Genomic DNA, 13,708 nt, shown 5'->3' with positions numbered 1-13,708 from the left:
CCTATGCGCGACGAAGGATGAAGAGAAACTCCGCTGTGCCGTGATCAGCCAGCGAACCGAATGGCCCGTACCCCTGCGGCGAGAGCAGTTCGTAGTCGGCGAAGGTGACCGGTGTCGATCCAGCCACGTCGAGGGCAGTGCCGTCTTGGCGGATCGACACCCTCACGGTGACGGGCCGTGTGATGCCGTGCAGGGTAAGGGTTCCGGTGGCGGTCGCCGAACGTGTGGCCGAGTCGAGCGCCACGGGCTGCGTGAGCGTCACGGTCGCGTCCGGGTGATGCTCGGTGTCCAGGCTGATGTCGAACTGCGGCGCGCGTTTGCCATCACCCGAGGTCAATGCCAGCAGCCCGATCCGGAACGTCGCGGCGGTGACCTGACCGGAGGCGACCGTCGCAGTGCCGCTGATGTCACCCGTGCGCCCGACAACGTCGCTCGTCAGCCCCAGAACGGTCTGCTGAATACGGAAGCCGGCCAGCGAACCGGAAGCCGCCGCATAACTGCCGTCAACGCCGCCGACCGGAGCAGCGGCACTGGCCGGCAATGCCAGCGGCGGCGGTACCGGCTGCAGCTTCACAGCCGCCACAACCGCGCCGGCGAGTAGTACCACCAGCGCCACGACAACGGCCAACGTCCAGCGCAGCCAGCGCCGCCGCTTACGCGGTGAGGTCGCGGCGGAGTCCATGCGGAAAACCGGATACCGGGCGGCGATCGCCTCGAATTCGGCGAGGGGCGCGGTACGGCGCACCGGGATGTGCGGCCGCCCGCCGGGAACCTTCTGCAGGTATCGCCGGATGATCGGAGCCCGCTCCGCAACGGGCACTTCGACAAGGTGAGCGGGCCGGGCGCGACCGTGCCGAATGGTGACCTGGCCGTCGGCGGCGCGCACATTGCGGACCCAATTGCAGTCGCCGAGCATCGACACGAGATACCAGTCGCCGCGATAGTCGGCCAGGCCGAGCGGAAAGCGGGTCGTCCGCCCGGTGCGCCGACCCGGCACCTCGAGCGTCACCCACCGCCGCGGAAACACGCCGGCGCCCTGCACCGCCGCCCAGAACCGGGCGAACCGGCGGGCCGTGGCGTTCCCGCGGCCGCCCACGTACATGGCCCGAAGCGCGTCGTCGCTGTACAGCATTGCCTGCCCCTCTCATCGTCACCTGTTGATGAGGATGCAGCGCTTGAGACTTGGGATACAGAGTCCAAAGTCCCGATGTTAGATTCGGCTATGCGGAACGAACCGACCGCGACCACCGGCCTCGGCCGGCGCCACCGCCGCCTCTCCGACGAGGAGACCCGCGAGCGGATGCTGCGCGCCGCGATCGACATGATCAACCGGACCGGATTGACGGTGAGCCTCGACCACATTCGATTCGAGGACGTCATCCGCGACGCCGACGTCGCGCGCAGCACCGCCTACCGGCACTGGCCATATCGCGATCTGTTCTTTAGCGACCTCATCAAGGAACTGGCCCGCACCGCCACCCCGGGCATCGTCGCCGACGAGGTCGCCCTGATCCGCAAAATCGTCACCGAGCACGAGGACTGGCTCCGCACCGCTGAGCGCCGCCACGCCCTGATTCTCGAACTGATCCGCCAGCTCGCACTCCTCGACTTTCGCAACGTGCTGGCCTCGCCCGGATGGCGCACGTACCTCGCCCTCCGCGCGACATTCTCCGGCCTCGCCAATGGGGAGCTGCGCGATCAGGTCCAAGCGGCCCTCACCCAGGCCGAAGCGGACCACAACGCGCTCGTCGCAAAAGCCTGGAAGCAGATCGCGGGGGTACTGGGCTATCGTCCGCGGCCGCAAGTCGCGGCCGACTTCAGCACCCTCGCTACGCTGCTCAGCGCCAGCATGCACGGCCTGGTTCTGGCCGCCCTGGCGACGCCCGACCTGGCCACTCAGGTAATCGTCGCGAGCCCTCCCGGCGCGGCCGGTCAGGAGCCGTGGTCGCTACCGGCCCTCGCGATGGCCAACATTGCCATGGCCTTCCTCGAGCCGGACCCGGACACCGAATGGAATGATGACCGGATGACCATGATCCACGATGCCCTCGACGATTGGTCCGGCCGCCCATGAATGCGTGGGAACAGCGGGTCACCGAGGCCTGGGCCGCCATCGACGAATACGACGGCCGGGAGGCCGAATTTCGGGCCCGCATCGACAGCCTCGCCGCCGAACTGCCCGACGGCGACCCGATCGCCGCCTTCGAACGCGCCTGCGCGTGGGACTCGACCGGCCACTCCGACCGGGCCGTACCGCTCTACCGCCAAGCCCTCGACGACGGCCTGACGGGTTATCGCCGCCGCCGGGCCGTCATTCAAATGTCGAGCTCCCTGCGCAACATCGGGGAGCTCGATCAGGCCATCAAGCACCTGGAAGCCGAACGAGCAATCGACCCGGAAACCCTCGACGAGCTGACCCGCGGCCTGGGTGACGCCATCAGCGCGGTCCAGGCCCTGTGCCTGACCGACGCCGGCCGCGAACGCGAAGCGGTATCGATCGCCGTCGCCGCCCTGGCGCCGCACCTGCCGCGCTACCAGCGCTCAATGGCCAATTACGCCCGGCAGCTGACCGAGCATCGCGGCTAACGGCTCAACCGCGGCGAACACGGACTCGACACGGGCCCGGTCGCCGTCGATATGCGTCATCATCTCCAGCCCGAGATAGAACGCCATCACGGCCGAAGCGACCGCCCGGGCCGGCACCAGCCCTTCAAACGGCGTGCCGGCGATCAGGCGCAGCAGCAACGACTCGCCATACGCTTCCCAGCGATCGATCTCGGCCCGCACCCCCTCGGCCAGCCGCGTCGAAGAAGCGCCACCGACAACCAACTGCTGCACCGCCGCAATGTGCCCGGTAGCGACGTCCTCCTCGTACAGCTCTCGCAACGCCAGCACCATCGCCGCCGGATCCGCGGCGGCCGCGGTCAGCTCGACATATCGAAGCATCCGCCTGTCGCTCGTGTACTTCATCGCCGCCAGGAACACGTCTTCGAGGTCCTCGAAGTGGTAGTAGATGACCCCGGGCGCGAAGCCGCCGGTGCCGGCAATGGCCCGCGCGGTCGCGGCCGCGAACCCCTGTGCGGCGAGTGTGTCAACGGCAGCGCGCAGGATGCGCTCGCGGGCCTCGGCTTTGCGGTTCATCGCTGACAACAGTAAGTCAGGGAACCCGCCGCGGCCGCACTCCGTTCGCGGCGAAGAACGGATCGAGCCGCCGCCCCAGCTCGGCCAGATGGTGACTGGGCACCTGCGGGTACAGATGGTGCTCGAGGTGATACGTCAGCTCGAGAAACACGGCCGGCACAATCCGACCTCGCAGCGTGCGAGTCTGCGTCAGCGCCGAATCCCCGTGCTGGTCGTGCGGCAAATGCACCGTGAGCAACGGATACACCCAACTGCCGACAACCGCCATCACGACGTACGCCAGCACCGCCGGAGTATGCGGCCACAGCAAAATCCCGGCCACAACCGCAACCGGCAACGCGGCCGCCTCCGCGAGCAGCCACCCCCGATCCTTCCTCGCCGAGTGAAACGCCCACCACCAGAGCCGAGCCAGAAACACCGGCCCATAGAACACCGCCGCGACCGCGCTGATCCGAGCCGGGTACCCCTCCGGATCGTCGTCGTGCGGAAACCGCCGATGGTGCTGGAGGTGGCTGGCGCGATAGGCGTGCCCGCTTTCGAGCAAGACAAGCCCAAAGCAGAAGAGCGCGGCTTCGGTACTGCGTGTGCCGAGCCCGATCGCCCTATGCACAACGTCATGCGTGACCGTCACAACCGCGACGAAGATGCCGAACACGATGACCGGCGCGAGCAGCCAAAGCCAAGGCCACCTCGAGGCCGCGAAGCAGACGAGCACATAGCCGGCAAGCCCCACGAACGGCCGACTCAACGCCACAATCCGCCGCCACCGACCGGTGGTGAGCAGATCCGCGCCAAGCTCGGCCAGCCCCGGCTTCACCGCAACACCTTCGACGCGACAATCCGGCTGCCGAGCACGCAAGCCACGGTCCCCAACCCGGGCCAGGTGGAGTCCCCGACAACCCAGAACCCCGGCACGCCGATGTCATGCGGCACGGCCCGCTGATTGGCATTGTGGACACTCTGCCGAACCCCGCCAACCGCTCCGCGCGGCCGCGACGTGTACCGCTCATACGACCGAGGCGTGCCGATTTCACACACCTCGGGCCGGTCGCCGAGGTTGGGGTACACCCGCCGCGCTTCTCGAATCATGCTGCCGAGTAACCGGTCCCGCCGCTCGGCGTGCTCGGCATCATTGAGCCCGTCCCAATCAGCGAGCTCGGTGTGCGTGGAAAGCATGACGGCCCGGTGCCCGACGGGTGCGCTGTCGGTATCCCCGGGAGCCGACACGGAGACGAACATGTTGTTGCCGTTCCCGAGCGGCTCCCGGTAGGACCGCAGCAACTGATGGTGCGTGAACCCGGGCCCGGAAACCTCGTCTTCGGGCACACCGAGGAAGACGACAACGGCCCCGCCGAGGTCACCGGAGTCCCGGCGGACAAACGGTTCCAGCGCTTCCCGAACTCCGGGCACAGTGGCCAAGTCCGCGGTCGTAGCAACTGGCAACGCACTGACGACTTGCTTGGCCCGGACGCCCCCTCGACGCCCGGAAAGCTCGAAACCGCCGTGCGTTCCCGAGATGCCGTCAACTCGCCACCCGTACCGCAGCTGCCCACCAAGCCGGCGGTAATGCGCAACGATCGCCCGCCAGAATCCGCGCATCCCGCCAACCGCCCGGCTGAGCCCAGCTCCACGAATGGTGATTCCGAGCGCCGAATTGATGAGCGGAGCCCGATCGACAGTGCTGTGCACGGTGTCCTCGACCAGCATGGACAACAACCCGACCAGCGGATCGTCCCCGCGCAACCCATGCCGCCGCAACGCTCCCCCGAGCGTCCCGCCAAGGTGCCGGACCAGCGGAAGATCGCCAGGTCGCACGGCCCGAGCGTTATGGACTACGTCCTGGAGGCTACGCATAGGCATACGTACGCCGGCCCGACTGGCCCGCCAGAACACCTCAGCCAGGCGATCAAGCAACGCCCAGAACTCCCGATGCGCCGGCGAGTCCCCGAGCACCGCCAGCCGCTCTTCCCGCCAGGCGACCTGATCCCGATGCAGCACGACGTTCCGGTCCGGCAGCCAAGCGACATACCCAGGCAGCAGCTCAGCCGCCGGCGCCGCCATCCCGACAGCATCGAACAGCTCAGCCCCGACACCGCCGGGCTCGAAGTCGACAAGCGTCGTAGCGCCTACGTCGAACGAGAACCCTCGCCGGCAGTAATACCCCGCGCAACCACCGGCGTGCCCGTGAGCCTCAAGCACGACCGTCGCAAGCCCCCCAGCCTGCAGCCGCATCGCCGTGGCCAGCCCAGACAGCCCGCCCCCAACGACCGCGACATCAAACTCACTGTTCTGAACGCCAGTTCTGAACACATGTTCAACATACGCCCATGCCGATGCCACCACAACCGCGGCCCGTGAGCAGTGGTGGTGGTCAGTGGTAGAAGCAGACCAGGTCCATGTCGTCGCGCTGGCATTCCTGCAGCCAGGAGCGGACCTGGTTGACGGCGGTCGCGGCCTGTGCGTCGGTGAGGCGGGACGGGTCTGTGGCGTTCAGGCGGTTGAGGTGGGACTGCAGGTGGTCGTGCACGATGTGGCCCATCGACGGGAAGTCGTCGCCGGCGGGGATGTTGACGCCTGGGCCGCCGGTGATGAGGTCGGTGAAGTCGTAGGCGGCGCCGGACTGGGCGGCGGCCTGGGTTACGTCTTCGAACCAGGCGTAGCGCATTCCCCACCAACCTTCGTTGGCCATTGGGGCGCCCCAGAGGTTGCAGAGCGCTTTCAGGGAGTACCCGTAAAGGTGCGCGTCGCTTTGGACATAGGGGCGGCCCAGCATCAGGTCGGCCAGGTATTCGGCGGCGGGGCGGCTCGGTTCGAAGTAGTCGTCGAGTTCGGCCAGTTCGGTTTGGCAGCGGGTCTGGGCCCAGGTTGCCAGCGCTTCGTCGTGGGTGGCCAGGACGTCGTTCAGGGCGGAGAGGCGGATTTTGTACGGCATGATCGAGTAGCTCATCGTGCCTTCTCCTGAATCCAGTCCCAGATGGCCTCGACCACCGCGCCGGGAGTGTCCACTGTGGTGGAGACGATGTCCGCGTCGGCGCCGGCGCGGTATTCGACCGTGAAGTCGTCGGGCGCGTTGCGGTACGTCTGGATGAATTGCAGGTCGTCGTCGATTCGGCCGACAACGAGGAACGGGTCGGGGCCATGTAGTGCGTGGACCCACAGGTCCAGCATCGGCTTGGTGAGGTATGGAATGCCCAGGTCGTCGCCGCTCACATCGAGCGTCACAGCTGCCCGCATGCCGGTCATGATGCCAGGGCGGCACGAAGGGCGGTGAGATCCTCCGGTGCCCTGCGGCGTGTTTCCTCTAGGCGGCGGCTCAACTCGGCCAGCGACTTCCGCTCCTGCTCGACCGCCTTGTCGGCTCGTTCTTGCGCGGCTCGGATGCGCTCGTTTCGTTCGTTGACTTCCACGCGGTCGGCGAAGATGCGGCGGACGCCGACGAAGCCGAGAATCAGGGCGGCGATGACGAGGACAACCGCGAATCCGAACGGCACCGCGAGTGCTGCGAGCAGCAGTGCGGCCGCGGCGGCGAACCAGGCGTAGCGCTGCCACATCTTCGGCGCCGGCGCGGGGTAGCGCTTCTCCATCGCCTGCTGCAGTGCGGTCAGATCGGCGGGCATCGCCCCGTTGGCGCGCACGCGAATCGATTGGCCATCGATGGCGACCGTCTGCTCCTGCGGGTCCGGGACGTCCGTTTGCGCGCGCAGCGCCTCACCGACCGCCAGTAGACGCTCTCGCAGTACCCGCCGAGCCAATGCTTTTAGACCGGGCGCCTCGCCGAACGCATCCGCGACCAGGAGGGTCAGCGGTAGTTCGGTCGGGTCGCTCCAGCGCTTCGCCGGCGTGATCTCACGGTCGTCGATCACCGCGCGCAGTTCCGCGATTCGGCGGAGGGTCGCGGCCTCCTCGTCGCTGCCCTCGTCGACGAGCCCCGGCAGCAGCGCCTCCAAGGCGGCTCGCGATTCGCTCTCGGCGACCTTTTCCGTTGGCGCCTCGGCCCAGTCACGGAGCGCAGCGAGGCGAGAACCGACGGTGAGCGCGGCGACGGCTTTTCGGTCGGCCGTGGACGTCAGTCCGGTCACCGGCGTAGCCTGAATTCGGTCCGACAACCAACGGTCGAGGTCTCCGCGGCGCTCGTCGCCCAGGCCGCTGACCAGCGCATTCAGCCGTGCCGCGACGACTTCCAGGGCGGCGTCGCCGAGCTGGCCGTCCGCGGCCGCCACCCAGACGGCGCGCTCGGCCGCGGTGACCTGCGTGTCGGCCAGCAGCTCGGGGAAGGCTGAGTTCACCCAGCGCGCTTCGGCGGCGGCACCGGACATGAGCAGGAGCAGCGCGGTACGCCGATGATCGCGATCGACGGCCCGCTCCAAGTCGACGGAGGCGTCGTCACCTCGCGTCAGCGCCGCTACACCAGCAGCGGCGGGCGCGAGCCAGTACCCATCAACATCTTCGAATGCACTTGGGAGGACTGAAACGGCACCGGCGCGAAAGGCGAGGACCTGGCGCATCTTGTACCGTACCCGCGCCGAATCGTCGAATCCGGCGAGCTCGGCGCGGAGATCACTGAGCTCGACGAACGCGTCGAACGACCTGATCAGGCGGTTGAGGCGCTGCTCCAGTGACCCTTGCAGTCGGGAAAGTTGCGACCGCAACGCCCGGCTCTCGGCGCGCTGCCCGTCGAGTGATGACTCGATCTCGCGAATCGCCCGCTGCTGCTTGTAGTCCTGCCAGCTGTCGCTGACCAACCAGTCCTGGAACGCACTGTCGGACACCGGGAAAGACCTCCTGCCGATCGATCTCCCCGGCACGGTACCGACACGGCGCCACTCTCGCTGGTCAGCGGTTCGGTTGCGCGGGTCGGTGGCCCGGCCGCGCGGTCAGTGGCTCGGCCGCCTGGTCAGTGGCTCGGCTGCGGCTTTACGGCTCGGCGCGGCTCAGCGACTCGGCCCCGCGCCAGTCCCCCACCCGCGTTCCTCAGTCGCCCGACTGCGCTCCTCAGTCGCCCAAACGTGCTCTTTGTGGTCGACCGACCGCGCGGCCTAGTCGCCCGACCGCGCGGCTCAGTCCAGGCCCATGATCAGCTGGGGTACCGGAATGGTGTGCTCGGCGCGAATCGGTCGCACCGCGGTGCCTATGGCGAAGAACTCGGTGGTGTGCGAACCCCAGGAATGGTTGCGCTGGGTCAGGTCGACGCCGACGATTCCTTCCGCGTCGAGCTGTTCGGCCTCGTGTTGCATGCGGGCCATCGCGAGCTCGCGGGCCTCATACAGCGCCTGCGTGAACTGCGGCAGCTCCACGTTGCGGCCGATGCTGGACAGCACGTTGCCCAAAGTGCGGCGGGCGACGTGGTACACGCACACGCCCATCACCATCCCGAGCGGGGCGTAGCCGGCCTGGAGCAGCGTCCAGAAATCCTGTCCCGAAAGGTCAGACGTGAACGGGCGACCGGTGTTCGGCTTCCAGTCCGCGCCGTCGTCGGCTTTCACGGCAGTACCCACGGCCAAAAATTCTGCGGTGTCGTTGCCCCATTCTTTGAAGTCCACCGCAAGGCGCACCGCCACGATTCCGTCCGCACCGAGCAGCGCCGCTTCGGCCTGCATCCGGGTCATGGCGAGTTCGCGCGCGTGGTACATGGCCTGGGAGAGCACGTCGAGCTCGGCATTCTTGGCCCACCGCCCGAACTGGAACCCGCAGTGGTACACGGACGTACCGAGCACCAAGCCGAGCGGCGTGAACCCGGCCTGCTTGACGAGCAGGAACTCGTTGACGGTCAGATCCGAGGTGAAGATCCGCCCCGGCTTTCCGGGCTTCAATTCATCGAGTCGATCGAGCGCGTCCTGCGGCACCCCGAGTTCGGCCGGATCGAGCGTCATGGCGAGTTCCTCCGGTTCACATTCGCGGCGGGGCGACGGTCGCGGTCGAGCCGCATGATGGTGAGCGGCCGCCCGGCCGGCGGTCCGATCGGCCGGTGCAGCGGAACAATGGCGGTCCCGGTCATGACCGCGAGGGCGACCCGATCCTCCGATTCGATTTCCAGACTCCCGCGCTCCGGGTCATCCCACGTGCGGCTGGGGTTGTCCTCTCTGCGCGTCGCGTTGCAGGTCTGCTCGAAGGTGCTCAGCTCGATATCGTCAAGGATCACCGTGTGCCCACCAACGTGCGCAGCCTCAACAGCGAGTGCGGATCGCGCCGCGACACGAGCCGACCGCACCAGCTTGGTGGCGGTAGTCAACTCCACATTGTCCACGGAGGTCAGTTCGAGATCGGTGGCCCGGTCGTGCACCACCTTCACCGCAACGCCGACCAAGAACGACGCCGCCATCCACCCGGCCCGCAACAGCTTCACGAAATCAGCCGCGCCGACACCGGCCGTGAATGGCCGCGCTCGAGGCTCCGTTTGCGAGCCACAGATCCGAACCGCAGTACCGGAAGCGACGTACTCAAGGGTGTCTTCCCCGAAGAACGGCCGCACCTCCAGCCCAACCCCGATGACGCCATCGCCGCCGGCAGCAATACATTTCCGCCGCAGCCGCTCAACCGCCAGCCGCCGAGCCTCCCGCTCAAACTCCTGCGACACCTCGTCGGTGACCGGATTCAACCGCGGCCGGTTCGTGCACGACGCGAAGCCTTGAACGACCCGGAACACAGCCAACCCGGTCACCCGCCCGACCGGCTCGAACCCGAGGGTCCGCAGACCGGCGAAGTCGTTGAGAGCCGGCCCCGACGTGAACGGCACCTCTTCCCCACCATCCCCCGTCATCAGCTGAGGCCGGCGCGCTCCAGCCGGTCCAGGAAACTTGGCTTGCGGGCGTGCTCCTGGCGCAGATCGTGCAGTCGGCCGCGGAACTTCTTACGTTGGCCGTCGCGCTCACCGAGCGCTCGCAGGTCGACCAGCAGTACCACTGCCGCGTCGTATTCTTTGGGTTTCTTCGTCGCGATCAATTCCGCCACTCGTTGCCAGGCCCGCTCCGGGTCGGCGGCCAGTTCGTCCACGCGCTGTTCGCGGGCGGCCGCGGCTGCCGCCTCCCGGCGAGCCCGTTCGGCGGCCGCTTGCTCTTCCGCCTGCCGTTGCCGGGCCGACCAGCGGGTCTCCGCACCGGCCAGCAGTTCGCCCACCGTGCGTCCGTCGGTCGCGGTCTCGATGGCCGCGCCGTTGCCGTACCGGCGCAGCAGCTCGGCGCGCAGATGCACGCCTTCACCCCGCAGCAGCCGCACGATGGCCTCGTCTTTGTCCGCCGCCGGCAGCTGCTTCACCCAGGCGGCAATCGCCGCCTTCGACGGTCCCCGTGCCGTCAGCGACGCGCTGGCTTTGGCCGCGGTGTCGAGCAGGTCCTGGTCCAAGCGGAGGAAGTCGGCGAGGCTGCGCAGCGGACCCGACAGGTTGGCCAGGCCCGGCGGGACAGGCGGCGCCGGCTCGTCCTCGTCCAGCTCCTGGTTCTGCACGCACAACAGCCACGCGAGGTAGAGCAGCCGGGTGTCGCCGGCGGCGAGCTCGTCGCGGGCGGGAACGATCGACGCGAGGGCACTCTGCTCATCCCACCACTCCTCGTCGCCGTCGTAGTCGTCGCCGCTGGACAGGTCGAGAATCACGTGCTCATTAGTGACCATCGACGAGGCGGAGTGACCCACGCAGTACGTCGCCACCAGCGCCGGGTCCAGTACTTTCCTCGGCAGCCGCAGCGCGATCCGGCGGCTGCCCCAGTTCGCCAGATACAGGTGCGCGTCGAAGTACCGTTTCATCCATTCGCGCGGATCGGCCTTCAGATCGCCCCACTGGTAGTCGTTGACGAAGCTCGACGCGCTGATCCGCCCGCGGGTTGATACTGCCCGCAGTTCGCCCTGCTCGGCGACGGTCAAGGGGCGGTCGATCGCCACGAATTCGTAGTACTGGTATTCGCTCACGACTCAGCGGCCCAGTGCCGATACGCCGCGATCCACTGCGAGCCCTCCGGCGGCGGCTCCGGCAACGGAAGATCCAGAATCGCGACCGCCTGTCGCTCACGTCCCCGATGGCAGATCGCCACGATCCGGTCGTTTCTCAGATCCACTCGCCGAACGACAACCTCGACGCCGAGGACCCGCGTCGTGAACGGCATCGCGAGATTGTCCTCGATCATGGTGTAGAGGCCGGTCAACTGCTCGTCCCCGTTGTAGCAGTCGACGGTCGCCTCCTCGACCAGCGCATCGAGCTCCGCCCGTTTCAACGACTTCACCGCGGCAGCATAATCCGCGCTGCAAGCCGACGCCGCCGTCGCATGACGTAGCTCAGTACTGCATGACGCAGTAGACGACCGTCGGGTGGTTGAACTGGTACCACCGGTTCCACTTGTAGTCCTTCGTGCAGTTGTTGCCGTTGGACGCGCCCGGGACGATGTCGATGACGTGGACGGTTCCTTTGGCTTTGCACGCCGGGGCGGGGACGACCCAGCCGGGGCCGCTCGGGAATTTGTAGCAGTAGCTGCGTACCAGGTACAGCTCCAGGCACAGCCGGTAGCCGCTCTGCGTGATGTACGGCGACTCGGGGTCGGAGCAGGTGTCGCGCGAGTAGTCGACGGAAATGACTTTGTACGTCCCCTTGGTGCCGCTGCAGCTGCCGGTCCCCGAATATGTTCCGGCCTCGTCGACGCCGATGCACTCCCCCACCCGCGCCGGGGCTGGTGGGGGTGCGGCTTTCGTGGTGGGCGGGGCGGCGGCCGGCGCTGTGTACGTGTCGGTCGGATACGGGTCGCGCGTTGAGGTCAGTACCGGCGAATCGTTTTCCGCTTGTGTCTTTGCTTTGTCCCGGAAAGTGGTGAAGGCCAGCACGCCGACCACGCAGGCGGCGGTGACCAGCACGAGGACGCCGCCGATGATGCCCAGGATGAGGCCGGCGTTGCTCTTGCGCGGCGGCGGGATCGGCGGGCCGTACATCGGCGGGACCGGACCCGGATATGGGGGCTGGACCGGATAGCCCTGGTAGTTCGGCTGAGGGGGCAGCGACACCCGGGGAGTGTGGCATAGAACATCGATACGTGGGGGGCGGTGTGCAACCTACAAAGGCCCACCCTAGGAAGGCCCAACCTAGGAAGGCCGGCCGGGCTCTGCCAATGAGCTACGGCCGCACCACCGGGTCACGGCGTCGGCCGCGAGGTCGGGACGGTCGTCGGTGGCCCAGGCCACGTACCCGTCGGGCCGCACCAGGGTAACCGCCGGCAGGCCGGCCGGGTCCGCGGACCGCACGACCCGGACGCGCGCGTCGGGCGAGGTCGCTCCGGTGCTGTCGACCAGCAGAAACCGGCCGTCGCGCAGGAGCTCGTACAGCCGGCCCTCGACGCACGTGACGTCGGGCATGCGGCGGCCCGTCCAGGGATGGGCGGAACGGGCGGCCGGGTAGGCGATGCCGAGGCCGGTCAGGCGGCCGGCGAGCCGTGTGCGGGTCGGCCGGAACCGCAGCAGGGTCCGGATCGCCAGGCCTTGCAGCACCCGGCGCAGCGGGTTGCGGCCGAGGATGAGCCGGTTGAACCCGTCGGTCAGCGCGAGCACCTGGGCGCCCACCCGGTGGCGCTCGGTTTCGTAGGTGTCCAGCAGGTCGGGTGCCGCCTGTCCGCGTACCGCGGCGGCGAGTTTCCAGCCTAGGTTCATCGCGTCCTGGATGCCGGTGTTCATGCCCTGGCCGCCCAGCGGCGAGTGGACGTGGGCCGCGTCGCCGGCCAGGAAGACGCGGCCGGCGCGGTAGCGGGCGGCCTGGCGCCGTTCGCTCAGGAAGCGGGAGCTCCACCGCTGCTCGGTCATGCCGAAGTCGGTGCCGGCGATGCGGCCGAACGCGTCGCGCATCTCCGCCATGGTCGGCTCGACGTCCAGCGGGACCTGTTCCCGGAGCCGATCCCAGGCGATGGCCCGAAACCAGCCGTCGCCGAACGGCACCACGATGACCACGCCGGCCCGGCTCGTCTCGGCGAACATCGCCTGCGGCGGCGGGCTGGTCAGCCGGACGTCGGCCAGCATGATGTGCGTCTCGTACTGCGTGCCGGTGAAGTCGATCCCGGCCAGCCGGCGGATCGTGCTGTGGGCGCCGTCGCAGCCGACGACGTACCTCGCCGCGACGGTGCGCCCGTCGGCGAGGTCCAGCGCGACCCGGTCGGCGTCCTGGTGCAGCCCGACCACCTCGGCGTCGCGCTCCACGGCGACGGCCAACCGGTCGGCCCGCGCCGCGAGCACCTTCTCGGTGCCGCTCTGCGGCGCGATCAGGATCATCGGGTACCGCGTCGGCAGTTCCAGCAGGTCAAGCGTCGCGCCGGGGGCGGGCTGGATCTCGCGCACGGGCACGCCGCGCGGGAGCAGTTCGTCGGCGAGGCCGCGGGCGTCGAGCAGTTCGAGGGTCCGGGCGTGCACGGCGAAGGCGCGGGTGATGTTGGGCTCCGCCGCCCGGCGCTCCAGCACCCGGACGCTCACGCCGGCGAGGGCCAGTTCGTCGGCGAGCATGAGGCCGGTCGGGCCGGCGCCCACCACGATGACATCGGTCATTTCCATGACCTCACGGTCCCGCGCGGCCGTGACCGGTCGCATCCGTGGATTCCCCAGTCCGGCGCCC

At 68.4% G+C, this 13,708-nt stretch carries 15 protein-coding genes; 2 read left to right on the top strand and 13 right to left on the bottom strand.

Annotated features, from left to right (window positions below; all coding sequences use genetic code 11):
• Position 1: 1 nt before the first annotated feature.
• Positions 2–1,132 (bottom strand): YceI family protein, encoded by a 1,131-nt coding sequence (locus tag ACIA8L_RS00695; protein WP_395898968.1) that lies wholly within the window; start codon positions 1,130–1,132, stop codon positions 2–4.
• A 90-nt stretch (positions 1,133–1,222) separates the two neighbouring features.
• Between ACIA8L_RS00695 and ACIA8L_RS00690 the strand changes: the two genes are divergently transcribed.
• Both ACIA8L_RS00690 and ACIA8L_RS00685 read left to right on the top strand, forming a co-directional pair.
• Positions 1,223–2,074 (top strand): TetR/AcrR family transcriptional regulator, encoded by an 852-nt coding sequence (locus tag ACIA8L_RS00690; RefSeq protein ID WP_395898966.1) that lies wholly within the window; start codon positions 1,223–1,225, stop codon positions 2,072–2,074.
• A complete protein-coding gene (locus ACIA8L_RS00685; RefSeq protein WP_395898964.1) occupies positions 2,071–2,586 on the top strand; it encodes a tetratricopeptide repeat protein in 516 nt (171 codons plus the stop codon). The genes ACIA8L_RS00690 and ACIA8L_RS00685 overlap by 4 nt, the downstream gene beginning before the upstream one ends.
• On the opposite strand, the gene ACIA8L_RS00680 is transcribed toward ACIA8L_RS00685, so the two are convergent.
• From ACIA8L_RS00680 to ACIA8L_RS00625, 12 genes are all read right to left on the bottom strand, one after another.
• The gene (locus ACIA8L_RS00680; protein ID WP_395898962.1) at positions 2,542–3,141 is read right to left on the bottom strand and encodes a TetR family transcriptional regulator; all 600 of its coding nucleotides are present in this window, start codon (positions 3,139–3,141) and stop codon (positions 2,542–2,544) included. The genes ACIA8L_RS00685 and ACIA8L_RS00680 overlap by 45 nt on opposite strands.
• A gap of 16 nt (positions 3,142–3,157) precedes the next feature.
• A complete protein-coding gene (locus ACIA8L_RS00675; RefSeq protein ID WP_395898960.1) occupies positions 3,158–3,958 on the bottom strand; it encodes a fatty acid desaturase in 801 nt (266 codons plus the stop codon).
• Entirely contained in the window at positions 3,955–5,451 is a 1,497-nt protein-coding gene (locus ACIA8L_RS00670) for a phytoene desaturase family protein (RefSeq protein ID WP_395898958.1), read from the bottom strand. The genes ACIA8L_RS00675 and ACIA8L_RS00670 overlap by 4 nt, the downstream gene beginning before the upstream one ends.
• Positions 5,452–5,512: 61 nt before the next feature.
• Positions 5,513–6,088 carry a hypothetical protein gene (locus tag ACIA8L_RS00665; RefSeq protein WP_395898956.1) on the bottom strand — a complete coding sequence of 192 codons (576 nt, stop codon included), beginning with the start codon at positions 6,086–6,088 and terminating at the stop codon, positions 5,513–5,515.
• A complete protein-coding gene (locus tag ACIA8L_RS00660; RefSeq protein WP_395898954.1) occupies positions 6,085–6,375 on the bottom strand; it encodes a hypothetical protein in 291 nt (96 codons plus the stop codon). Before ACIA8L_RS00660 ends, ACIA8L_RS00665 begins: the two co-directional genes overlap by 4 nt.
• Positions 6,376–6,380: 5 nt before the next feature.
• The gene (locus tag ACIA8L_RS00655) at positions 6,381–7,910 is read right to left on the bottom strand and encodes a hypothetical protein (protein ID WP_395898952.1); all 1,530 of its coding nucleotides are present in this window, start codon (positions 7,908–7,910) and stop codon (positions 6,381–6,383) included.
• Between the two features lie 288 nt (positions 7,911–8,198).
• A complete protein-coding gene (locus ACIA8L_RS00650) occupies positions 8,199–9,011 on the bottom strand; it encodes a heavy metal-binding domain-containing protein (RefSeq protein WP_395898950.1) in 813 nt (270 codons plus the stop codon).
• The gene (locus ACIA8L_RS00645; protein WP_395898948.1) at positions 9,008–9,874 is read right to left on the bottom strand and encodes a heavy metal-binding domain-containing protein; all 867 of its coding nucleotides are present in this window, start codon (positions 9,872–9,874) and stop codon (positions 9,008–9,010) included. Before ACIA8L_RS00645 ends, ACIA8L_RS00650 begins: the two co-directional genes overlap by 4 nt.
• Positions 9,875–9,897: 23 nt before the next feature.
• Complete coding sequence (locus tag ACIA8L_RS00640) at positions 9,898–11,040, bottom strand: hypothetical protein (protein ID WP_395898946.1); 1,143 nt, start codon at positions 11,038–11,040, stop codon at positions 9,898–9,900.
• The gene (locus ACIA8L_RS00635) at positions 11,037–11,351 is read right to left on the bottom strand and encodes a calcium-binding protein (protein WP_395898944.1); all 315 of its coding nucleotides are present in this window, start codon (positions 11,349–11,351) and stop codon (positions 11,037–11,039) included. Before ACIA8L_RS00635 ends, ACIA8L_RS00640 begins: the two co-directional genes overlap by 4 nt.
• Before the next feature lie 52 nt (positions 11,352–11,403).
• Positions 11,404–12,120 (bottom strand): hypothetical protein, encoded by a 717-nt coding sequence (locus ACIA8L_RS00630; RefSeq protein WP_395898942.1) that lies wholly within the window; start codon positions 12,118–12,120, stop codon positions 11,404–11,406.
• Positions 12,121–12,198: 78 nt separating this feature from the next.
• Positions 12,199–13,647, bottom strand: a complete 1,449-nt coding sequence (locus ACIA8L_RS00625) for an FAD-dependent monooxygenase (RefSeq protein ID WP_395898940.1) — start codon at positions 13,645–13,647, stop codon at positions 12,199–12,201.
• Positions 13,648–13,708: the final 61 nt, after the last annotated feature.

The sequence above is a fragment of the Dactylosporangium sp. NPDC051541 genome, assembly GCF_044454505.1.
GTDB lineage: Bacteria > Actinomycetota > Actinomycetes > Mycobacteriales > Micromonosporaceae > Dactylosporangium.
The sequence above is the reverse complement of the archived record's forward strand: the minus strand, read 5'-3'. Positions and strand labels throughout refer to the sequence as shown.

Coding starts and splice junctions, on each gene's coding strand:
- ACIA8L_RS00625 (WP_395898940.1), bottom strand. CDS start 13,647: ATGGAAATGACCGATGTCATCGTGGTGGGCGCCGGCCCGACCGGCCTC.
- ACIA8L_RS00650 (WP_395898950.1), bottom strand. CDS start 9,011: ATGACGCTCGATCCGGCCGAACTCGGGGTGCCGCAGGACGCGCTCGAT.
- ACIA8L_RS00695 (WP_395898968.1), bottom strand. CDS start 1,132: ATGCTGTACAGCGACGACGCGCTTCGGGCCATGTACGTGGGCGGCCGC.
- ACIA8L_RS00665 (WP_395898956.1), bottom strand. CDS start 6,088: ATGAGCTACTCGATCATGCCGTACAAAATCCGCCTCTCCGCCCTGAAC.
- ACIA8L_RS00660 (WP_395898954.1), bottom strand. CDS start 6,375: ATGCGGGCAGCTGTGACGCTCGATGTGAGCGGCGACGACCTGGGCATT.
- ACIA8L_RS00685 (WP_395898964.1), top strand. CDS start 2,071: ATGAATGCGTGGGAACAGCGGGTCACCGAGGCCTGGGCCGCCATCGAC.
- ACIA8L_RS00680 (WP_395898962.1), bottom strand. CDS start 3,141: ATGAACCGCAAAGCCGAGGCCCGCGAGCGCATCCTGCGCGCTGCCGTT.
- ACIA8L_RS00690 (WP_395898966.1), top strand. CDS start 1,223: ATGCGGAACGAACCGACCGCGACCACCGGCCTCGGCCGGCGCCACCGC.